23 protein-coding genes are annotated in these 21,593 nt (G+C 60.0%); 11 read left to right on the top strand and 12 right to left on the bottom strand.

What is annotated here, in order from left to right; all coding sequences use genetic code 11:
- Positions 1-83: 83 nt before the first annotated feature.
- Complete coding sequence (mdoC, locus tag ABTW55_RS21020; RefSeq protein ID WP_041034608.1) at positions 84-1,214, bottom strand: glucans biosynthesis protein MdoC; 1,131 nt, start codon at positions 1,212-1,214, stop codon at positions 84-86.
- A gap of 259 nt (positions 1,215-1,473) precedes the next feature.
- On the opposite strand from mdoC, the gene mdoG reads away from it, so the two are divergent.
- From mdoG to ABTW55_RS21035, 3 genes are all read left to right on the top strand, one after another.
- Positions 1,474-3,042, top strand: a complete 1,569-nt coding sequence (mdoG, locus tag ABTW55_RS21025) for a glucans biosynthesis protein MdoG (RefSeq protein WP_170310366.1) — start codon at positions 1,474-1,476, stop codon at positions 3,040-3,042.
- A complete protein-coding gene (gene mdoH, locus ABTW55_RS21030; RefSeq protein ID WP_033654143.1) occupies positions 3,035-5,593 on the top strand; it encodes a glucans biosynthesis glucosyltransferase MdoH in 2,559 nt (852 codons plus the stop codon). Before mdoG ends, mdoH begins: the two co-directional genes overlap by 8 nt.
- Before the next feature lie 163 nt (positions 5,594-5,756).
- Positions 5,757-6,002: a YceK/YidQ family lipoprotein gene (locus ABTW55_RS21035; RefSeq protein ID WP_033638018.1), complete on the top strand. Its 246-nt coding sequence runs from the start codon at positions 5,757-5,759 to the stop codon at positions 6,000-6,002.
- A 6-nt stretch (positions 6,003-6,008) separates the two neighbouring features.
- On the opposite strand, the gene ABTW55_RS21040 is transcribed toward ABTW55_RS21035, so the two are convergent.
- Positions 6,009-6,554 carry a GNAT family N-acetyltransferase gene (locus ABTW55_RS21040; protein ID WP_060420553.1) on the bottom strand — a complete coding sequence of 182 codons (546 nt, stop codon included), beginning with the start codon at positions 6,552-6,554 and terminating at the stop codon, positions 6,009-6,011.
- A 33-nt stretch (positions 6,555-6,587) separates the two neighbouring features.
- Positions 6,588-6,965, bottom strand: a complete 378-nt coding sequence (locus tag ABTW55_RS21045) for a MysB family protein (RefSeq protein ID WP_033638020.1) — start codon at positions 6,963-6,965, stop codon at positions 6,588-6,590.
- 210 nt (positions 6,966-7,175) lie between these two features.
- Here ABTW55_RS21045 and leuA point away from each other — a divergent pair, with 210 nt between their 5' ends.
- Positions 7,176-8,864, top strand: a complete 1,689-nt coding sequence (leuA, locus tag ABTW55_RS21050; protein WP_041034614.1) for a 2-isopropylmalate synthase — start codon at positions 7,176-7,178, stop codon at positions 8,862-8,864.
- Here the strand turns inward: leuA and ABTW55_RS21055 are convergent.
- Positions 8,815-9,615, bottom strand: coding sequence for a helix-turn-helix transcriptional regulator (locus ABTW55_RS21055; protein WP_033654140.1), 801 nt, complete (start codon positions 9,613-9,615; stop codon positions 8,815-8,817). The genes leuA and ABTW55_RS21055 overlap by 50 nt on opposite strands.
- Positions 9,616-9,750: 135 nt before the next feature.
- Here ABTW55_RS21055 and ABTW55_RS21060 point away from each other — a divergent pair, with 135 nt between their 5' ends.
- From ABTW55_RS21060 to ABTW55_RS21075, 4 genes are read left to right on the top strand one after another with little or no spacing between them, the layout of a single operon-like run.
- Positions 9,751-10,068 (top strand): helix-turn-helix transcriptional regulator, encoded by a 318-nt coding sequence (locus ABTW55_RS21060; protein ID WP_033638023.1) that lies wholly within the window; start codon positions 9,751-9,753, stop codon positions 10,066-10,068.
- Entirely contained in the window at positions 10,058-10,492 is a 435-nt protein-coding gene (locus ABTW55_RS21065) for a YeeE/YedE family protein (RefSeq protein WP_060420556.1), read from the top strand. Before ABTW55_RS21060 ends, ABTW55_RS21065 begins: the two co-directional genes overlap by 11 nt.
- Position 10,493: 1 nt before the next feature.
- Positions 10,494-10,922: a YeeE/YedE family protein gene (locus tag ABTW55_RS21070; protein ID WP_033655073.1), complete on the top strand. Its 429-nt coding sequence runs from the start codon at positions 10,494-10,496 to the stop codon at positions 10,920-10,922.
- Entirely contained in the window at positions 10,913-11,311 is a 399-nt protein-coding gene (locus ABTW55_RS21075) for a VOC family protein (RefSeq protein ID WP_060420558.1), read from the top strand. The genes ABTW55_RS21070 and ABTW55_RS21075 overlap by 10 nt, the downstream gene beginning before the upstream one ends.
- Positions 11,312-11,362: 51 nt before the next feature.
- Here ABTW55_RS21075 and ABTW55_RS21080 read toward each other — a convergent pair whose 3' ends face one another.
- The 4 genes from ABTW55_RS21080 to ABTW55_RS21095 all read right to left on the bottom strand — a co-directional run bounded on the left by ABTW55_RS21080 (position 11,363) and on the right by ABTW55_RS21095 (position 16,137).
- Positions 11,363-12,916, bottom strand: a complete 1,554-nt coding sequence (locus ABTW55_RS21080; RefSeq protein ID WP_033638027.1) for a peptide MFS transporter — start codon at positions 12,914-12,916, stop codon at positions 11,363-11,365.
- Between the two features lie 477 nt (positions 12,917-13,393).
- Positions 13,394-14,629, bottom strand: coding sequence for a multidrug efflux MFS transporter MdtG (gene mdtG / locus ABTW55_RS21085; RefSeq protein WP_060420561.1), 1,236 nt, complete (start codon positions 14,627-14,629; stop codon positions 13,394-13,396).
- A gap of 201 nt (positions 14,630-14,830) precedes the next feature.
- Entirely contained in the window at positions 14,831-15,115 is a 285-nt protein-coding gene (locus ABTW55_RS21090) for a YciI family protein (protein WP_060420566.1), read from the bottom strand.
- Between the two features lie 101 nt (positions 15,116-15,216).
- The gene (locus tag ABTW55_RS21095; RefSeq protein ID WP_060420569.1) at positions 15,217-16,137 is read right to left on the bottom strand and encodes a Kdo(2)-lipid IV(A) acyltransferase; all 921 of its coding nucleotides are present in this window, start codon (positions 16,135-16,137) and stop codon (positions 15,217-15,219) included.
- Between the two features lie 261 nt (positions 16,138-16,398).
- On the opposite strand from ABTW55_RS21095, the gene ABTW55_RS21100 reads away from it, so the two are divergent.
- Positions 16,399-16,557, top strand: a complete 159-nt coding sequence (locus ABTW55_RS21100; RefSeq protein WP_033655068.1) for a hypothetical protein — start codon at positions 16,399-16,401, stop codon at positions 16,555-16,557.
- 119 nt (positions 16,558-16,676) lie between these two features.
- Positions 16,677-17,744, top strand: coding sequence for a rhodanese-related sulfurtransferase (locus ABTW55_RS21105; RefSeq protein ID WP_060420572.1), 1,068 nt, complete (start codon positions 16,677-16,679; stop codon positions 17,742-17,744).
- 45 nt (positions 17,745-17,789) lie between these two features.
- On the opposite strand, the gene ABTW55_RS21110 is transcribed toward ABTW55_RS21105, so the two are convergent.
- Both ABTW55_RS21110 and ABTW55_RS21115 read right to left on the bottom strand, forming a co-directional pair.
- Positions 17,790-18,368, bottom strand: a complete 579-nt coding sequence (locus tag ABTW55_RS21110) for a YceI family protein (RefSeq protein WP_016928208.1) — start codon at positions 18,366-18,368, stop codon at positions 17,790-17,792.
- A 23-nt stretch (positions 18,369-18,391) separates the two neighbouring features.
- Positions 18,392-18,946, bottom strand: a complete 555-nt coding sequence (locus ABTW55_RS21115; protein ID WP_004927830.1) for a cytochrome b — start codon at positions 18,944-18,946, stop codon at positions 18,392-18,394.
- Positions 18,947-19,388: 442 nt separating this feature from the next.
- Between ABTW55_RS21115 and ABTW55_RS21120 the strand changes: the two genes are divergently transcribed.
- Positions 19,389-20,447, top strand: coding sequence for an AI-2E family transporter (locus ABTW55_RS21120; RefSeq protein ID WP_033646455.1), 1,059 nt, complete (start codon positions 19,389-19,391; stop codon positions 20,445-20,447).
- Here ABTW55_RS21120 and ABTW55_RS21125 read toward each other — a convergent pair.
- Positions 20,395-21,399, bottom strand: a complete 1,005-nt coding sequence (locus ABTW55_RS21125; protein ID WP_060420575.1) for a zinc-dependent alcohol dehydrogenase family protein — start codon at positions 21,397-21,399, stop codon at positions 20,395-20,397. The genes ABTW55_RS21120 and ABTW55_RS21125 overlap by 53 nt on opposite strands.
- Positions 21,400-21,402: 3 nt before the next feature.
- Entirely contained in the window at positions 21,403-21,519 is a 117-nt protein-coding gene (locus ABTW55_RS21130) for a DUF2770 family protein (RefSeq protein ID WP_033638034.1), read from the bottom strand.
- Between the last annotated feature and the right edge of the window lie 74 nt (positions 21,520-21,593).

The following is a 21,593-nucleotide window of genomic DNA, read 5'->3' on the forward strand; positions in this document are numbered from 1 at the left end:
TGCAAACGACCAGTATAGGCTTTTTGCGCGGCGGTAATATGACAGAAAGCCCCTGCAAATGTTCTGGGTTACAGGGGCCAAGGTTATTGCGGCTTGCCGGAGAACAGGAAGCGCAGCAGCGGAACGCGTTTGTGCAGTTCATATAACGCGAAGGCCAGCGAGAACACAAACAGCAGGCCCAGCAAGAATCCCAACAGGTTGTTGCCGATATAAGGCGTCACGAAAGCGCCATATATCAGGGTCAACGGATGGTGCACCAGATATATAAACAGCGAGGCGTTGACCAGATAGGTGATGCGCGGCGAGTGATAATTCAGCAGGTTATGCCCGAAAGAGAACGCCACGTTGGTCATCAGGATCCCCATTAGGGTTTTGATCACCACTTCCAGCTCGAACATATAGCTGCTGTGCGCCAGCAGCTTTTGGTTCAGCATATATGCGATAAACAGCAGCAGCGAACCGAGCAGCGCCAGCGGTGAGCGGCGCAGAAAAATCTCCTTAAGCCACACATACTTAAACGCATAAGCGCCGAGGATGAAGAACGGCAGGTAGAACATCGTCTCCATCACCACGAAATTGAACAGGCCGTTGGATAATAGCTGCGGTGCAAAAATTAAAATAATGCGGTGCGCGGCCGAATAGCATATCGCATAAATAAAGAAATACAGTGAGATGTTTCCTAATCCACGCATTCTGTTTATTAATGCAGGAATATGTTCACGGGGTTGACGCTTGATGTTGCGGAACACATAAAAGCAGGCGCAGGTTAACAATGACAGGGTCAATAAGAACCAAAGATGAGACACCAATTCCCAAACTGTTACATTTATTTTCTGATAGAGAGAAAACTCATCCCAGCCGTTTAATTTATCGGTGAAATATTTCAGCATGAAAAACTGCGGCACCGTGATTAGCGGGATGGAACTCAACAGCGGGATCGCCACCCGCTCCAGCCTGACCTTCAGCCACTGGTGGCGCTCGTAGCGCTCGTAAAGCATGTAGGAGAAGTAGCCGGAGATCACGAAGAACACCTGCATGCGGAAGGCGTGGATGAAGTCGTTCAGCACCGTGAGCGAGAAAGAGGGCGACGGGCTGTTCACCGCCCAGGCGTGGCTGGAATAGATCAGGGAGAGGTGAAACGGGATGCCGAGCAACATCAAATAGGCTCTGATGGAGTCGAGAAAAAACTCGCGCTGTTTGCTGCCTTTAGTCATAGATTACCGCTGGTGATTTAATCGAGTGTTCATTAACACGCTTAATAAGTCGTCAAACGTTAAATTGTTATCCGGAACCCTACTATAGCCCCCCGCATTTTTCCATAGCGTCTTGTTGCGCGGCTTGCTACGCTGGTGTTCCATCAGCTGCTTAAACAATGAGCCGTAAACATGAACCATCCATTTATCATGTTGTCGGAAAGCTGAGTAATCCATTAATATGGATTTAAATGATTTGAGCACACGAATAGGGGGGGATGTGCTAGTTAATATATTATCCGGACAACCACGCGCCGCGAGCGTTCGTTGGTTAGGTGCTACCGTATTGTTCACGCTGTTCAGTTCGCCGGCATGGGCCTTTTCTATTGATGATGTGGCCAAGCAGGCGCAGGATCTGGCGGCGAAAGGTTTCGAAGCCCCGAAGAGCAACCTTCCTTCTCAGTTCCGCGAGATGAAGTTCGCAGACTATCAGCAGATTCAGTTCAATCACGATAAAGCCTATTGGAGCAAGCTGAAAACCCCTTTCAAGCTTGAGTTTTATCATCAGGGGATGTATTTCGACACGCCGGTGAAAATCAATGAAGTCACCTCCACCAGCGTAAAACAGATCAAGTACAGCCCGGATTACTTCAACTTCGGTTCGGTCAAACACGATCCTGAATCGGTGAAAAATCTCGGTTTTGCCGGCTTTAAGGTGCTCTACCCGGTCAACAGCGCCGACAAAAACGATGAGATCATGAGCCTGCTTGGCGCGAGCTATTTCCGCGTGGTGGGTAAAGGGCAGGTTTACGGGCTTTCCGCTCGCGGCCTGGCCATCGATACCGCTTTGCCGTCCGGCGAAGAGTTCCCGCGTTTCCGCGAATTCTGGGTTGAGCGTCCGAAGCAGGGCGACAAGCACCTGGTGATCTATGCGCTGCTGGATTCCCCGCGCGCCACCGGCGCTTACCGTTTCACGGTGATCCCGGGCCGCGACACCACGGTGGACGTCGAGTCCAAAGTGTTCCTGCGCGACAAGGTGGGCAAACTGGGCCTGGCGCCGCTGACCAGCATGTTCCTGTTCGGGCCGAACCAGCCGTCGCCGACGTTGAACTATCGTCCGGCGTTGCACGACTCCAACGGCCTGTCTATCCATGCCGGCAACGGCGAGTGGATCTGGCGCCCGCTGAACAATCCTAAACACCTGTCCGTCAGCACCTATACCGTCGAGAATCCGAAAGGCTTCGGTCTGCTGCAGCGCGGCCGCAACTTCAAAGAATATGAAGATCTGGACGATCGTTACGATCTGCGTCCGAGCGCCTGGATTGAACCGAAGGGCGACTGGGGCAAAGGCAAGGTTGAGCTGGTGGAGATCCCGACGGCGGATGAAACCAACGACAACATCGTCGCGTTCTGGACACCGGATACGCTGCCGGAAGCCAAAAAGCCGCTGACGCTGAGCTACCGCCTGAACTTCACCCGCGATGAAGACAAACTGCATTCGCAGGACATCGCCTATGTGGCCCGCACCATGCGTTCGACCGGTGACGTGAAACAGTCCAACCTGATTCGCGAGCCAGACGGCAGCGTGGCCTTCTTGGTCGACTTCGTCGGCCCGGTGCTGAAAGGGCTGGACGCCAATACCCCGGTCGCCTCTCAGATCAGCATCGGCGACAACGGTGAAATGGTGGAAAACAACGTCCGCTATAACCCAGTGACCAAAGGCTGGCGCCTGACGGTGCGTCTGAAAGTGAAAGACGACAAGAAGCCGGTAGAAATGCGCGCGGCGCTGGTCAATGGCGATAAGACTCTGTCGGAAACCTGGAGCTATCAGCTACCTGCCAATGAATAAGCCTACTCAACCCGCCCAGGATTATCTTGCGGCGCTGCCTCTGACCGCCGAGCGGTCGGAGGCGCTCAACCCTCAAACGGCGGATGACGCTCAGGCACTGGAGGCGCTCCATCGGCAGATGGGCGCCGCCGACGCCAACGTCAATAGCCTGTCGGCGGATGACGTGGCGCTGGCCTCGGTCAAACCGCGTATCGAAAACGCCTGGCCGGATGCGGTCAGCGATGACGACTTCGATACCGACGCCGAAGGGCGCGCCATTCTGAAGGCGACGCCGCCGATCAAACGAACCACCATGTTCCCGGAAGCCTGGCGCACCAACCCGGTGGCGCGCTTCTGGGATTCTCTGCTGGGGCGTTCGCCGCACAACCGGCACGCCACCAAAGAGGAGGCCGAGGCCGAGAACCGCTGGCGTACCGTCGGCTCCATGCGCCGTTATGTGCTGCTGGTGCTGATGCTGGTGCAAACCGGCATCGCCACCTGGTACATGAAAACCATCTTGCCTTATCAGGGCTGGGCGCTGATCGATCCTATCGCCATGCTGGATCAGGATCTGATGCAGTCGGTGCTGCAACTGCTGCCATATGTGCTGCAAACCGGCATTCTGATCCTGTTCGCCATACTGTTCTGCTGGGTCTCGGCCGGTTTCTGGACCGCGCTGATGGGCTTCCTGCAGCTGCTGATCGGCAAGGACAAATACAGCATTTCCTCCACCATCAAGGGCGATGAGCCGATCAATCCGGCGCACCGCACCGCGCTGATCATGCCGATCTGCAACGAAGACGTCGAACGCGTTTTCGCCGGCCTGCGTGCGACCTATGAGTCCGTCGCCGCGACCGGTCAGCTGGAACACTTCGATATCTACGTCTTGAGCGACAGCTACGATCCGGACATCTGCGTGGCGGAGCAAAAGGCGTGGATGGAGCTGTGCCGCGATGTCGACGGCCACGGCCGCATCTTCTATCGCCGTCGCCGCCGCCGCGTCAAACGCAAGAGCGGCAACATCGACGACTTCTGCCGTCGTTGGGGCGGTGAGTACAGCTACATGGTGATCCTGGATGCCGACAGCGTGATGAGCGGCGAATGCCTCACCGGGCTGGTGCGTCTGATGGAAGCCAACCCGAACGCCGGCATCATCCAGTCCGCGCCGAAGGCGTCCGGCATGGATACCCTGTATGCGCGCGTGCAGCAGTTCGCTACCCGCGTTTACGGGCCGCTGTTTACCGCCGGCCTGCATTTCTGGCAGTTGGGCGAGTCGCACTACTGGGGCCATAACGCCATCATCCGCGTGAAGCCGTTTATCGAGCACTGTGCGCTGGCGCCGCTGCCGGGCGAGGGCTCCTTCGCCGGTTCAATCTTGTCGCATGACTTCGTTGAAGCGGCACTGATGCGCCGCGCCGGCTGGGGCGTGTGGATCGCTTACGATCTGCCGGGCAGTTACGAAGAGCTGCCGCCAAACCTGCTGGACGAGCTGAAACGCGACCGTCGCTGGTGCCACGGCAACCTGATGAACTTCCGCCTGTTCCTGGTGAAGGGCATGCACCCGGTGCACCGCGCGGTGTTCCTCACCGGCGTGATGTCCTACCTGTCGGCGCCGCTGTGGTTCATGTTCCTGGCGCTCTCCACCGCGTTGCAGGTGGTGCACACCCTGATGGAACCGCAATACTTCCTGCAGCCGCGGCAGCTGTTCCCGGTCTGGCCGCAGTGGCGGCCCGAGCTGGCGATAGCGCTGTTCTCCACCACGCTGGTGCTGTTGTTCCTGCCGAAGCTGCTCAGCATCGTGCTGATCTGGGCCAAGGGCGCGAAAGAGTACGGCGGGGCGTTCCGGCTGTTCATTTCGATGCTGATGGAAATGCTGTTCTCGGTGCTGCTGGCACCGGTGCGCATGCTGTTCCATACCGTGTTCGTGGTGAGCGCCTTCCTCGGTTGGGAAGTGGTGTGGAATTCGCCGCAGCGTGACGACGACGATACGCCGTGGGGCGAAGCCTTCCGCCGCCATGGCTCGCAGATGTTGCTGGGCCTGGTGTGGGCCGGCGGCATGGCGTGGTTGGATCTGCGCTTCCTGTGGTGGTTGGCGCCGATCGTGTTCTCGCTGATCCTGTCGCCGTTCGTGTCGGTGCTGTCGAGCCGCGCGACGCTGGGCATGAAGAGCAAACGCGCCAAGCTGTTCCTGATCCCGGAAGAGTACAACCCGCCGCGTGAGCTGTTGGCGACGGAAGAATACCTGCATCTCAACCGCAATCGCGCGCTGACCAACGGCTTTATGCATGCGGTGGTCAACCCGTCCTTCAACGCGCTGGCGACGGCGTTGGCGACGGCGCGTCACCATCTGCGCGCGACGCTCGATCGCAACCGCGAGGAGCGGGTGAACGAAGCGCTGCAGCTGGGGCCGGAGAAGCTGGCGAAGGGCAAACGTCTGGAGCTGCTGAGCGATCCGGTCACGCTGGCTCGTTTGCACCAGCGCGTCTGGCTGTTGCCGGAAGGCGCCGCCTGGCGTGAGCACTATCAGCAGTTGCCGCACAACCCGCTGGCGCACCCAACGGGCCGGCGTTAATCGCTGAACGGCAACGCCCAGACGGGGAATGTGCATGGCGCATTCCCCGTTTTTTTACCTTTTGCTTACGTGCGCCGGTGCCGGCGGAGAAAGGGAACTGTGGTAGACTGCGGCCGATGCGTTGTTCACTCGCGAAACAACCCCCTTGCTCAGAGTCAATGTTGTGAATCTCTCTTCCTATCTTCGGCTGGCCTGCGTGGCGGCCGGCGTGATGGCCCTGACCGGCTGCGGCAGCATTATCAGCCGCACCGTGCCCGGCGCGGGGCATGGCCACCAGTACTATCCCGGCGTGCAGTGGGATCTGCGCGATACGCCCTGGCGCTACGTCACGGTGATAGACGTGCCGCTGTCGATGGTGGTGGACACCTTTATGCTGCCGTTCGATGCGCAGCACGGCCCCTATGAATAAACCCGCTCAGCGGGTGGCGAACACCACCAGCTGATAGCCTTTCTGCCCGCAATGGAAAGGCGCCAGCGCCGTCATGCCAAGCCCTTGCACGTGAGCGGCCAACGAATGCGGATTGTCGTCGTCGATAAACAGCGCGCCCACGTCGTAGTCATGGCTGGTGTGCGCTTTGACCGCGGCGTAAAGGCGCTTCAGCACGCCTTTGCCGCGCCAGGCGGCGGCGAGGCAGACCGGGCCGTAGAGAAACACCCGCAGTTCATTCAGCGCGCGTCCGGCGAAGGATTGCGTGGCGAGCGTCGCCAGCATCGCGTCCACCACCGGCGGGCGTGGTTGCACGTCGGCGGGCATCAGGCAAACAAAGCCCGCCAGTTGGTTTTCCTGTTCAGCCACTAGTATGCCGATGCCGCGGTTGATCGCCGCCAGCTGCACCTCATTCATGCGCGATACGATAAATCCCTGCCGTTTTTGGCGCTCGTCGAGCGCTTCCGGCACGTTTTCCCCCTGCAGCTGCAAAATGGCGGGGTAGTCGGTGGGGCGAGCCCGGCGAATATTCATGCTGCCTCCTTGGCGATGAGTGCGTAGTGCGGGTTAACGTTCATCCCATTCATCGGCCGCGGCCTGGCCTTCTTCGGTATCCAGCGGCGGCTCGAGCTGGAAGTCGCCTTCTTCCCATTCGTACAGGGTGTTTTCATCTATCCACTCGGCGGTGATCTCCACCTCGTCGTAGTCACCGTCGAAGATCGCCTGCGCCGCCGCACCGCTGCGCAGCGGCAGGCATTCCACCGCTTCGCCTTCTTCCTCGAAGAACTCGGCCTGCCACATCGTGTCGCCATCCTGCATCACGTACTTTTGCAGATTGAACTGCTGCGGCACCGGCGGTTCGTCATCGCCGCCGCCTTCGGCGGTGTCGATAAACTCTTCGCGTGCGGCCTCGATGGCTTCTTCCAGGGTTGCATACAGGCTCATGTTCGCCTCCGTTGACAATGAGAGTAGAGCGCCCGGCGGCACTGCCGGTGCGGTGGGGGAAACGTCAAACCTAATTGTTGTCTCACTGGCGCAGGATGCAAATTTTTTTGTTGTCCGCATTGCGACGATGGTTGTCCGCAAAGCGGGAGAAGAGGCGGCGAGGGCGGGAAATAATGGCGTCATCGTTCATTCAGGCGTCAGGAGAAGCCCATGTTAATCGACCCTTCAAGCAAATATCGACCGTTCCCGCCGGTGGCTTTGCCGGACCGCCAATGGCCTGCGCGTACGCTGCGGCAGGCGCCGCGCTGGTGCTCCAGCGATCTGCGCGACGGCAACCAGGCGCTGGCGGAACCGATGGATAACGCGCGCAAGCGCGAGTTCTATCAATTGCTGTTGCAGTGTGGTTTTAAAGAAATTGAAGTGGCTTTTCCTTCGGCGTCGCAAACGGATTTCGATTTTGTGCGCACGCTGATTGACGAGCAGCTGATCCCGGACGACGTCACGATTCAGGTGCTGACGCAGTCGCGCGACGATCTGATCGACCGCACCTTCGAGGCGCTGCAGGGGGCGCCACGGGCTATCGTGCATCTGTACAACGCCACGGCACCGATGTTTCGCGACATCGTGTTCCGCCAGGATAAGGCCGCCACCGTGGCGCTGGCGGTGAACGGCGCGCGGCGCATTCGCCGGCAGTGCGAGGCACAGCCCGATACCGCCTGGTGCTTCGAGTATTCGCCGGAAACCTTCTGTTTTACTGAATTGGCGTTCGCGCTGGAGATCTGCGAAGCGGTGGCGGCGGTGTGGCAACCGGGGCCGCAGCGGCCGATGATCATCAATCTGCCGGCGACGGTGGAAGTGAGCACGCCCAACGTGTATGCCGATCAGATTGAATGGTTCTGTCGCCACTTCAGCCGCCGCGCCGATGTAACGATCAGCGTGCATCCGCATAACGATCGCGGCACCGGCGTGGCCTGCGCGGAGCTGGCGCTGTTGGCCGGCGCCGATCGGGTCGAAGGCTGCCTGTTCGGCAACGGAGAGCGCACCGGCAATGTCGATCTGGTTACGCTGGCGTTGAATCTCTATACCCAGGGCGTGGCGCCGGGCCTGGACTTCAGCCGCCTGAAGCAGGTGGTGGAGGTGGTGGAGCTGTGCAATCAGCTGCCGGTGCACCCTCGCCATCCTTATGCCGGCGAGTTGGTGTTTACCGCCTTCTCCGGTTCGCATCAGGATGCGATTAAAAAAGGCTTCGCCGCCCAGCGCCAGCGCCAGGATGGCTGGTGGCAGGTGCCTTACCTGCCGCTCGATCCCGCCGATGTCGGCTGCAGCTATGAGGCGGTGATCCGGGTCAACAGCCAGTCCGGCAAAAGCGGGGCCGCCTGGCTGTTGGAACAAAATCACGGGCTGGCGTTGCCGCGCGGTTTGCAGATTGATTTCAGCCAGGTGGTGCAGCGCGCGACCGACGGCAGCGGCAAGGAAATGAGCGGCGCGCAGCTGTGGCGCTTATTCCGCGACACCTATGGGCTGGTGGAGCAACCGCGCTTGCAGCTGCTGAGCTACCAGACGGAAAGCCACGGCGTAGAGGCCTACAGCTTCAATGCGCGGGTTGCCTGTGAGGGAGAGCCGCTGCGGCTGCAGGGCGCCGGCAATGGCCTGCTTTCCAGCGCGGTGGATGCGCTGCGCCAGCGCTTCGGCTTGCCGCTGGCGATCGAGGATTACCACGAGCATACGCTGGGGCACCAGAGCGACAGCCGGGCGGTGGCCTATATTCGCTGCTCGTTGCCGCAGGGTGAGGCGACCTACGGCGTTGGCATCGACGTCGACTCCGCCAGCGCCTCGCTGCAGGCGCTGCTCAACGTCGCCGGGCGCTATCTGGCGTCAACGTCGGCGCGGCCGGGCTGAAATAGTCGCTGGGCGCGACCCCCAGCACCCGGCGAAACATGGCGCTGAACGCGCTGGGGCTGTCATAGCCGAGATCCAGCGCCACTTCCAACACCGAGCGGCCGGTCGCCAGCGCGTTCAGCGCCGCCAGCAAACGGGCGCGTCGCACCCAATCGCTAAAATGCAGCCCGGTTTCGCGCTGGAAGCGCCGCGACAGGGTGCGTCCGCTGACGCTGAGATGAGCGGCCGCCTGTTCCAGCGTCCAGGGCTGCGCCAGCGTAGCCTGGATATGGCGGCACAGGGCGAGCAGCGATGCCTCACGCGGTTCAGGCAGGTGCAGCGGCAGGATCGGCAGCATCCGCAACTCATCCAGAATCAGTTCCATGACGCGCTCATCGCGTCCGCCGCTCGGGTAATCGGGCGCAATCTCCATCGCACAGATAATCAACTCGCGCAGCAGCGGAGAAACCTGCACCACCTGGCATTGGGCCGGCAGATCGGCGCGCGCCAGCGGATCGACGAACAGCGTCCTGGCCGCCACCTGGCCGGTAATGCGCAGACTATGCACCACCTTAGCCGGCACCCAGACGCCGCGGCCGGGCGGCACCACCCAACTGCCGAGCCGGGTCGTGACCTGCACCACGCCGCTCAGGCTGTGAATCAGTTGCGCGCAGTGATGGTAGTGATCCGGCTCGCTGTCGCCGTGGCGATAATCCTTGGCCAACGGCCGGACAGGCTGGTCGGGCGGCAGAACGTCGTGAAACAACAGCATGGTAAGCAGGCTCCGCGCGGCAAAAGGGGGAAGACAGCATGCCATGCGGCGCTGTTTCACACCAGTCTGTGGCGCGGTACGGCGAAATGGTTTATAAAATAATATTATATAATTTTATAAATTGATGGAGGAGCAATGGATATTGACGCGATGCGCAAGGCGGCGGCGCAGGCTGGCGCGATGCTGCGCACCTTGGGCAACGAAGATCGGCTGCTGCTGCTGTGCCGGCTCAGCCAGGGCGAGATGGCGGTGAGCGAGCTGGCGCAGGCGCTGGATATCCGCCAGCCGACGCTGTCCCAGCAGCTTGGCGTGCTGCGCGAGGAGGGATTGGTCTCCACCCGACGCGCCGGTAAGCAGATTTACTATGCGGTGGCCGACGCCAAAGCGCTGGCGCTGCTCCATACCCTGTATCAACTCTATTGCCCACAGCCGGAGAACCGCGATGACCATTGACTGGCAACACTTCACGCCGTATTCCGCGCTGGCGGGCGGAGCCATTATCGGCGCAGCGGTGGCGCTGCTGCTGCTGTTCAACGGCCGGATCGCCGGCATCAGCGGCATTACCGGCGGTTTATTGAGCGCGGGTGGCCGCGAGCGGGGCTGGCGCGCCACATTTCTTGGCGGGTTGCTGATTTCCCCCTGGCTGTATGCTGCCGCAGCGGCTTTGCCGTCTGCTGAGATCGCGGCCGGCAGCGGCGGGCTGGCGGTTGCGGGGCTATTGGTGGGGGTGGGGACACGATTGGGCAGCGGTTGCACCAGCGGGCACGGCGTGTGCGGCGTCGCGCGGCTGGCGCCGCGTTCGCTGGCCGCCACGGCGGTGTTTATGCTGCTGGGCTTTACGACCGTGTGGCTGATGCGCCACCTGCTGGGAGGGTGAGATGTTTAAATCCCTGTTGGCGCTGCTGAGCGGCGTGATTTTCGGTCTGGGGCTGATCGTCGCCGGCATGGCCAATCCGGCCAAAGTGTTGGCGTTTCTCGACGTTACCGGCCAGTGGGATCCTTCGCTGGCGCTGGTGATGGTTGGGGCGATCGCGGTGGCGGCGCCGGCCTTCTTGTGGGCGCGGCGACGCGAGCGGAGCCTGTTGGGCGAACCGCTGCAGATCCCGGCCGCCGGGCGTGTGGAGCGCCGTTTGCTGGCGGGCAGCGCGCTGTTCGGCGTCGGTTGGGGCATCGCGGGCATTTGCCCTGGCCCCGCCTGGGTGTTGGCGGGGGCGGAGATACAGCGGGTATGGCCGTTCCTGCTGGCGATGCTGGCGGGCATGGCGCTGTATGAGATTATCATGAGGCGGAGGCGTACATGTCGATAGCCAAGGCGGTGTTGCGCATCGCGCGCCCGACCGATCGGTTGCAAGAGATTGCCGCGCTGTATTGTCGCGGGCTGGGGTTCGAAAAGCTGGGCGAGTTTGTCGATCATCAGGGCTTTGACGGCATGATGATCGGCCATCCGCAGCATGCCTATCATCTGGAGTTCACGCAGCATCGCGGGGTGCGGGTCGGGCAGGCGCCGACGCAGGATCATCTGCTGGTGTTTTATCTGCCTGATGAGAACGCATGGCGAGCCGCGTGCGAGCGGATGCGGGCGGCAGGATTCCTGGCGGTCACCGCCTATAACCCCTATTGGGATAGGGCGGGGCAAACCTTTGAAGATCCTGACGGCTACCGGGTGGTCCTGCAACATCAGGCCTGGCAAGGATAAAAAAAACCGGCGCCTTGAGCGCCGGTTTGCGAGATAAAAAAGGGGTATCCGTCAGGCGCTGGTCGCCGGTTTCTGCGCGCTCTTGGTCTGGGTATTTTCCAGCATGCGGCGAATCGGCACGATCAGCACGATAAGCACGGCGGCGCAGATCAGCAGCGCGACTGAGCAGCGAGCGAACAGATCCGGCAGCATATCCAGTTGGTCGGCCTTGACGTGACCGCCGATCAGACCGGCCGCCAGGTTGCCCAGCGCGCTGGCGCAGAACCACAGCCCCATCATTTGCCCGCGCATTCTCTCCGGCGCCAGCAGCGTCATGGTGGCCAGGCCGATCGGGCTCAGGCACAGCTCACCCAGCGTCAGCATCAGGATACTGCCCACCAGCCACATCGGCGATACGCCGGCGCCGCCGTTGCTCAGCACATTCTGCGCGGCCAGCATCATCAGGCCGAAACCGCCGGCGGCGCACAGGATACCGATCACGAACTTGGTAATGCTGCTCGGGCGCACGTTATTGCGCGCCAGTGCAGGCCAGGCCCAGCTGAACACCGGCGCCAGCAGGATGATGAACAGGGCGTTGATCGACTGGAACCACACCGCCGGGATCTCGAAGCCGCCGACCATGCGATTGGTGTAATCGTTGGCGAACAGGTTGAACGAGGTCGGTTTCTGTTCAAACGCCGACCAGAAGAACGCGGCGGAGATCAGCAGGATAAAGCACACCAGCAGGCGAGCGCGCTCTTTGCGGCTCAGGCCGGCAAAGGCGAACAGATAGATGAAATACAGGGTGACCGACGCGGCGATCACGTACACCAGCACGCTGGCTACTTCGACCGGGTTGATGACGATGGTGCCCTGAGCGATCAGCACGATGACCGCAGCCAGGCCTACCGCCAATGCCAGCAGCCAGGCGCCGACGCCTTTTTTCTTCGCCACCGGGCTGTTCCAGGTGGAATCCAGGCCCACTTCGCGGTCATAGCGTTTCATCGCCGGGACGGCGAACACGCGGAAGATCACCAGCGCCACCAGCATCCCGATACCGCCGATGCCGAAGCCCCAGTGCCAGCCGTGTGACTTGATCAGCCAGCCGGAGATCAACGGGGCGATGAACGAACCGATGTTGATGCCCATGTAGAACAGCGAGAAACCGCCGTCGCGGCGCGCATCGCCTTTCTTGTACAGCGTGCCGACCATCACCGAGATACAGGTCTTGAACAGGCCGGAACCGAGCACGATGAACATCAGGCCGATGAAGAACAGGTTGGTGCCCATCACCGCGGACAGGGCGATCGACAGGTGGCCGAGGGCGATCAGAATCGAACCGTACCAAACGGCCTTGCGTTGGCCGAGCCAGTTGTCCGCCAGCCAGCCGCCCGGCAGCGCCGCCAGGTACATGCTGCCGGCGAAGATGCCGACGATCGCCGACGCGTTCTCGCGCGCCAGACCCAGACCGCCGTCGTATACGGTGGCGGCCATAAACAGGATCAGCAGCGGACGGATGCCGTAGAACGAAAAGCGCTCCCACATTTCGGTGAAGAACAGAGAACCCAGCGGATAGGGATGGCCGAAGAAGGTCCGGCTTTCTGACTTATTGACAGAGGATTGCATAACGATTTCCCAATAAAAAGGCGCTGCATGGCTGCAGCCCGTACTGTGGTTGTATGTGTATTTAATGAAGGCGATCCGCCCAATGCGGATTACCCGACAAAACCGCGGCTGCAACGCTGATAAACCGTGGAAAGCGTGCTGACCTTTTCTTCACTTGGCCGATGGTTCACATCTGGCATGATATTATTTAACCATTTGATAACTGGTCGTTGGTTTTGTCTAGTACCTGTATCCCATTTTTTAGACGAAAAGTCGACAAGCATCTCCTTTTCTGGTTTTTCTGTTGGTTGTGGCAGGAATATGATTGACAGCGGGTTTTATGCGCTGAAGGTTAATTAATTGTTGATAAACAAGATGTTGTAGTAAGAATATTCCGATTGGGGCGAAAATTCGCCGGCCCGCAGGAAGCATTATTAAAAGTAGGGGAAACGCGAGGTTGATCCGGCCAATCGCGGAAATTGGCGATAAATGCAGCTATTACTCTTCCTGCAGCGTGTCTTCCCGCATATAGCCCGGCCGCCGCCGCAGACACCACCAGGAATAACCGGCGTTGAACAGTACCACCAAAGCGGTGACGGCGAAGACCGCGCGAAAACCGTAGCCGGCGGAGACCGCGGCGCCGAGCAGCGGGCCGCTGACGTTGCCGACGTCGCGGAACGACTGGTTGTAGCTGAAAATTCGGCCGGCGACCTGATTGGTGCAGTTATAAATCAACAGGGTCTGTACCGCCGGCAGCAGCGCGCCGTCGGCCGCCCCCAGCAGAAAGCGCAGTACGCCGAGCTGCCACGGCGTTTGCACGAACGCCATCGGGATCAGCAGCAGCACCGAGACGATCAGCATAAAGACCAGAATGCGTTCCGGGCCGATGCGATCGCCCAGCTTGCCCAGCCGTGGGGCGCTTATCAATGCCGCGACGCCGGGCACCGAGGCGATCAGCCCGCTGATAAACGCCAGATTATGGGTCGCGCCGGCCAGATCGCGCACATACAGCGTCAGGATCGGGGCAATTGAGCCGGTGGCGATCTGGATGATCATGGTGGTGACGAACAGGCTGAGCACCAGCTTCGGGTTCTTCAGCGAGGCGAACACCTGCCGTGCGTGCAACATGTCGCGCTTTTGCACCGGGGTGAATTGCTCTTTAACATACAGCAGCGTCAGCACGAAGCAGACGAACAGCACCGCGGCGGTGATATAAAACACCGGACGCAGGCCGTACAGATCGGCCAGCAGGCCGCCGATCAGCGGGCCGACCAGCGCACCGCCGACGCCACCGGTAGACAGGGTGCCGAGCGCCCAGCCGCTGCGGTTGCGCGGCACCTGGGTGGCGATCAGCGCGTTGGCGTTGGGTATGAACCCGCCAAGCAACCCCAGCACCGCCCGCAGCGCGAGAAACTGCCAGACTGTTTGCGCCATGCCCATCAGCACCATGACGATCGCCATGCCCAACGCCGAGCGCAGCAACATCAGTTTACGGCCGCGTCGGTCGGCCAGGGCGCCCCAGAAAGGCGCGGCGATAGCGGAAAACAGGAAGGTAATGCTGAACAGCAGACCGGACCACATGTTGAGCGCCTGATGGCCGGTTACGCCCAGGGTCTCGACGTACAGCGGCAGAAACGGCATCACCAGGCTGAAGGCGGCGCCGGTGAGAAAGCACCCTACCCAGGCGACGAAAAGGTTGCGTTTCCAGTTAACGGGTTCTGCTGCCGAAGCCATAAATGTCCATTGCCGAAAGGTGACGCGTTTTGCCGGCGGCAAAAAGATGAGGGGCAAAACGTGAAAGTTAGCCTGATAAGTATGCGCCGCCGGCGCGGCTACGGCAAACCAGAGGACGGAAATAGGGCGAAAAATGAAATAAAGTTTTAAAAATGACGCTTAAACCTTATTCCGCGCTTGGCGCGCGGAATTTTCAGCGTTTTATAGGCCGGCCAGCGCCTCGAAACCGGCGGCGGTGGTGGTGGCGCTAAAGTCAGTGATCTCGTAGTGGGCCACGGCGTTAAACGGATCTTCGGCCAGGATGGCGTCCAGCCGCGCACGCTCAATGCCCTTGGCCAGGATCACGCCGCCTGTGCGGGGATTCTTGCGGCCGGAGGCGATGAAGGTGCCGTCCTGAAAATATTTCTTAAGCCAGGCGATGTGCCCGTCAAGGTGGCTGTCGACGTCGGCGATCGGGCGATGGTAGGTCAGGCTGACAATGTACATGGCGGCTCCGGGGTTGGCGGCAAAGGCTTTACCATCCCACCCTCGCCGTCGATTCTCAAGAGGCGCGCAATAAAAAACCCGCCGGCGGCGGGTTTGCTTTATCAGTAGAGCGAAGGCTCGCCTTCCGGGCGGGTCTTGAAGCGGCGATGCAGCCACATGTATTGATCCGGCGCCATCAGGATCTCTTTTTCCACCACTTTATTCATAAAGGCGGCGGCATCGAGTTCGTTATCCAGCGGGAAGTTTTCCACCGCCGGCTGCATGATCAGCTCATAGCCTTTGCCGTCCGGCAGGCGGCGCGGGGTGAACGGAATGATCGCCGGTTTGCCCATCCGCACCAGCACGTAACTGCCGGTGGTGGTGGCGGCTTTGTCTACCGCGAACAGCGGCACGAATACGCTGCTGCGCGGGCCGTAGTCGTGATCCGGCGCATACCAGATGATATCGCCCTGTTTCAGGGCGCGGATCATGCCTTTGATGTCTTTGCGATCCAGCATCGATTTGTTGGAACGCATGCGGCCCCAGGTTTGCAGCCAGTCCATCAGCTTGTTGTCGTGCGGGCGGTAAACGCCGATGCCCGGGTTGTGAATGCCGAAGATGCGCGCGCCCAGCTCCAGCGTCAAAAAGTGCAGGCCAATCAGCAACACGCCCTGCTGGTTGTCGCGCGCCTTTTGGATGTGCTCCAGGCCGCTGACCTTGAACCAGCGCTCGATGCGCCAGTTGGGCCAGAACCACGCCATGCCGGTTTCAAACAGCCCCATGCCGACCGATTCGAAATTCTTTATCACCAGCGCATCGCGTTCGGCCTGCGGCATGTCGGGAAAACAGAGCTCGAGGTTACGCTGGGCGATAGCAACGCGTCGCTTGAGAAAGCGCATGGAAAATCGCCCAATCGAGGTGCCGAGCCAGTAGATGACGGGATAAGGCAGCAACACCAGCAGATACAGCAAGCCGATGCCGACCCAGGTCAGCCAGTAGCGCGGGTGCAATAAGGAACGATTGAAAGTAGGAACTTGAGTCATGGGTTCTCTGTTTGAATACGGTTGTTTAAGTGTAATGACAGAGTCATAGCATGGTCTGGCAGCCGGGTGAGCTCGGCGGCAAGGTTCGTTTCTGCCGTTTGTTTGCGACTATTGTGGCATTTTTCTGGCGATCCGGGAAAACACAACGCATTAAAATCCCTTTTTGGGCGTTAAATATGCATCGAATGCCGAATTTTTCCACAATCTTTCCTGCCAAAGATAATGGCGATATTATTGCTGGTAATTATTCAGAGGGTAAATATGTTGGCACCATGGATCAGTGCGGGGCTGCTGGTTTTGGGCGCGGCGGTCGGCAGCGTCGGCGCGCATCTGCAGGTGAACGCGATATTGGCGCTCGCCGGCGTGATGATGGCGCTCGGTATACTGGCTTCCGCGTTTACCGAAGGCGGCGGACGCTGAACGGGGCGTTTGCGCCAGGGCTGCGCGGCGGCGGTTTTTCGGGTATGATGTGCGCCGCGCGCGGGCCGGCAGGCTGCGCGCGATGATCAGTCACCTCCCGAAAGACAGGAAAGTACACCATGCCAGTGTTACATAACCGAATTTCTAATGAGGAACTGAAGGCGCGCATGCTGGCGGAAACCGAGCCGCGCACCACAGTTTCTTTTTACAAATATTTCTCCACCGACGATCCCAAAGCGTTTCGCGACAGCCTGTACGTTCAGTTCGAAAAATTGAAGGTGTTCGGCCGCATCTACGTGGCGAAAGAGGGCATCAACGCGCAGATCAGCGTGCCGCAGCATAACTTCGACGCGTTCAAAGCCGCGCTGTTCGCCTCGCACCCGGCGCTGGATCAGGTTCGCCTGAATATCGCGCTCGAAGACGACGGCAAATCCTTCTGGGTGCTGCGCCTCAAGGTGCGCGAGCGCATCGTGGCCGACGGCATCGATGACGAGAGCTTTGACCCAAGCAACGTCGGCGAATATCTGCAGGCCGATCGCGTCAATCAGATGATCGACGATCCGAATACGGTGTTCGTCGACATGCGCAACCACTATGAGTACGAAGTCGGTCACTTCGAAAACGCCATCGAGGTGCCGTCGGATACCTTCCGCGATCAGCTGCCGATGGCGGTGGAGATGCTGCAGGACAGCAAAGACAAAAACATCGTCATGTACTGCACCGGCGGCATTCGCTGTGAAAAAGCCAGCGCCTATATGCTGCACAACGGCTTTAAAAACATCTACCACGTGGAAGGCGGGATCATCGAGTACGCCCGCAAAGCGAAAGAGCAGGGGCTGCCGCTGAAGTTTATCGGCAAAAACTTCGTGTTCGATGAGCGCATGGGCGAGCGCATTTCCGAGGATGTGATCGCTAACTGCCACCAGTGCGGGGCGCCGTGCGATACCCACACCAACTGCAAAAACGACGGCTGCCACCTGCTGTTCATTCAGTGCCCGAGCTGCGCCGCCAAGTTTGAAGGGTGCTGCAGCGAGATTTGCCGCGAAGAGCTGAAGCTGCCGCGCGAAGAGCAGCGCGCGCGCCGTGCCGGCCGTGAAAACGGCGTCAAGATCTTCAATAAGTCGAAAGGCCTGTTGCAGACTACGATGCACATTCCGGCACCGGAAGAAGAAGGCCCAGCCCGCTGAGCCTGAGGAAATGAGAAGCCCGGCCGCCAAGCCGGGCTTTTTTACTTATTTCTCGCGCACGCCTTCTACGGAGATGATCAGCTCAACGTCTTGCGACGCCGGGCCCAGATCGGTGGTGATGCCGAAATCTTTCAGCTTGATCTTGCCGTTGGCTTCAAAGCCGGCGCGGTAGCCGCCCCACGGATCGTTGCCCTGGCCAATCAGTTTGGCGTCCAGCGTAACCGGTTTGGTCACGCCGTTCAGCGTCAGGTTACCGACCACCGCATAACCGTCGCCGCTTTTCTTCACTTCGGTGGATTCAAACTTGGCCTGCTTGTTCTTCTCCACGTTGAGGAACTCGGCGCTGCGCAGGTGCTTGTCGCGCTCGGCGTGGTTGGTGTCGACGCTGGCGGTATTGATGGTCACGTTGACTTTGTCCTTGGACGGATCTTTTTCGTCGAAGGTGAAGCCGCCGTCGAAGTCTTTAAAGCTGCCGTACAGCCAGCTGTAACCCAGGTGCTGGATGCGGAACTCGATAAAGGCGTGCTGGCCCTGTTTGTCGATCTTGTAGTCCGCCGCCAGTGCGGAACCGGCGCTCAGCAGCAGGGCGCCTGCGGTCAGGCCCAATACGGTCTTTTTCAACATAGCAATCTCCATAAATCCAAAGGTTAATCGGCGCTGCTACCCAGCATCCGTTTCAAAGTGACATCACGATCGATAAAGTGATGTTTAAGCGCGGCCAGCCCGTGCAGTACCGAGAGCACTACCACGGCCCAGGCCAGGTAAAGGTGTATGGCGCCGGCGGTGTCGGCTTGCTCCGCCATGCCGGTCACGGTGGCGGGTACGTCGAACCAGCCGAATACGCTGATCGGTTGGCCGTCGGCGGTCGAGATCAGATAGCCGCTGATCAGAATGCCGAACAGCACGGCATACAGCGCCAGATGCGCGAGAATGGCGCTGACGCGAGTGAGGCGGCCATAGCTGGCCAGAGGCTTGGGCGGCGGCGAGACAAAGCGCCAGATCACGCGGATCACCATCACGATGAACAGCAGCGTGCCGATGCTTTTGTGGATCTCCGGCGCCTGGTGGTACCAGACGTCGTAATAGCCCAGCGTGACCATCCACAGGCCGAGGGCGAACATGCCGTACACCGTCAGCGCCACCAGCCAGTGGATCAACACTGACACATGGCCGAAACGATCGGCGGTATTTTTCCAGAGCATCCTGTTTCCTTCGATTACCGATTGGCTGGCTGCAATAATTAAACTTTAGGAAACATAAAATCAATAATAAATTTAACTATGTTACTTCTTAGAAATATTAGTCAGTGAATTTGTTTGAGATGTTCGGGGTTCATCAGATAAATCGTTGAAGATGATATGATTTCTTTCACGTGGCGATTATGCTAGTTGTTGAAAATTAGGCTTATTATCTATTAATGTCAGCTTTTGTCATTTTACGTAAACCGTTCATGGATTGCTGGGCGGGATTATTGGTTGGCAAAGGTTATGCCTATTTCTTGCGGCGAAGAGCAGGGCGGAAAGATTAAATTATTCGAACGGTTACGCTAAATCCTCTGCGGCGTGACGGCCGACTTTGCTACCATTAGCGCCAAGAGTCGGCTCTTTGTGGCCGGTTAACCCAGTGAAATAACAAGGAAACGTCATGGGCCGAACCCGAGTAACCGACAGCAGCCTGCGTTTGGCCGTCCTGTTGGCGATGTTGGTGATCATTTTGGCCGGGGTGAAAGCCGCCGCCGACATCGTGGTGCCGTTTCTACTGGCGGTATTCCTCGCCATGGTGCTGAACCCGCTGGTGACGATGCTGGAACGCCGCCGGGTGCCGCGCATCCTTGGGGTGACGCTGCTGGTGACGGCGGTGATCGTGGTCGTGATGCTGTTTATCGGCATGCTGGGCGCTTCGCTGAACGAGTTCGCCCGCTCGCTGCCGCAGTACCGCGGCATGATGATCGAGAAACTGCGCGAGCTGCAGCATTACGCCGATCGCTTCAATATCAGCCTCTCCAGCGAAGCGATGCTGCAGTATGTCGATCCCAGCGCGGCGATGAATCTGGTTACCCGCATGCTGGGGCACCTGTCTGGCGCCATGACCAACGTCTTCCTGCTGCTGATGACCGTGGTGTTTATGCTGTTTGAAGTGCAGCTGCTGCCTTATAAGCTGCAGCAGGCGTTGGATAAGCCGAACGAAGGCCTCGCCGCGATGCGGCGGGCGCTGGACGGCGTGACGCGCTATCTGGTGATTAAAACCATCATCAGCCTGGCCACCGGCGTGATCGTCTGGATCTTCCTGGCGGCGGTCGGGGTGCGCTTCGCCTTTATCTGGGGGCTGCTGGCGTTTCTGCTCAACTATATCCCCAATATCGGCTCGGTATTGGCCGCCATTCCACCGTTGATTCAGGCGCTGCTGTTCAACGGATTGGGCGATGCGCTGGTGGTGGCGGGCGGCTTTATCGCTGTCAACATGGTGATCGGCAATATCCTCGAACCGCGGGTGATGGGGCGCGGGCTGGGGTTGTCGACGCTGGTGGTGTTCCTGTCGCTGATCTTTTGGGGTTGGCTGCTCGGCCCGGTGGGCATGTTGCTGTCGGTGCCGCTGACGATCGTGGCGCGCATCGCGCTGGAGACCACCGAGGGCGGCTATCGGCTGGCGGTTATCCTGGGGGACGGCCGCCCGCCGCGCCAGCCTCCGGCGGCGCCGGAGTGAAGAAGATTTTTCCGCTGACGCCGGGCTGCGCGGCGTGTTGCAGCGCCGCTGCGTACTGATGCAGAGGGTAAATCGCTGCGGGCGGGCGCAGCGCCAACTGGCCGCGGCGCAGCAGCTGGAATAGCTGATAAAACGCCGTTTGCCACTGCGCCGGCGCCGCCTGCGCATTCCATTTACGCAGGTGGAACAGCGAAGCGCGCAGCTTTAACTCGTCCACTACGCGCCGCCAGTCCACCTGGCGCCCGCCTAAAAGACCCAGCGCCACGAAATCGCCGCCGGAGCGAACCGCTCGCGCCAGCTGCAATCCGTCTTCTCCGCCGATGCAGTCGATGGCGGCGCGGGCGCCAAAATGGGTCATTTGCGCCAACTGCGGCGCTTCGATAACGCGCCAGGCGCCGGCGGCCAGCAGCGCCTGGCGATGGGCGGCGTTGCGCACCACCACCGCCAGACGAATACCACGCAGCGCCGTCAGCTGCGCCAACAGCAGGCTAACGGCGGAGCCGCCGCCGTTGAGCAACAGCACGTCGCCGGCGTTGAGCGGCAGCCATTGCGTCAGCAACACCCAGCAGGTGAGCGGGTTGATGTAAATCTGCGCCGCGTCGTTGTCGTCGATGTCGTCCGGCACCCACACCACCCGATCCTCAGGCAGCGTGACGAAGGTTTGCCAGCTGCCGTCACCCGCTACCGCCAGCGCGCGTCGGCCGGTCGAGCGCCCGCTCTGCGGATCGACGATGACGCCTGCGCCTTCATAGCCCGGCACCTGCGGCAGGGCGATACGGTGCGCGTATTGGCCGTGAATCGGGATCAGGTCGGAAGGATTGATCGGGGCATAGCGCATCTGCAGCAGCAGCCGGCCGGGGCGCAGCGGCGGCCTGTTCACCTGCTGCAGCGTCAGCACCTGGGCGGGATCGCCGAAGCGGTTGAAGCTCAATCGGGGAAATGACGACGGCATGGGTTACAGTACGAAGAAAAAGTAGACATCCAGCGCCAGCAGCACCAGCCACAGGCAAAGATACAGCACCAGGTGCTCACGCACGTTGTTGACGATAGCCGCCAGTATTCGGTTTAACATTTCAGCCGCCAGAAGAAAGAGACCTTTGATTATAGTCCTTTTCTCGGCGTCTTTTATAGCGCGCCGCGCATGAG

The sequence above is a fragment of the Serratia sp. SM04 genome (assembly GCF_040280225.1).
GTDB lineage: Bacteria > Pseudomonadota > Gammaproteobacteria > Enterobacterales > Enterobacteriaceae > Serratia > Serratia sarumanii.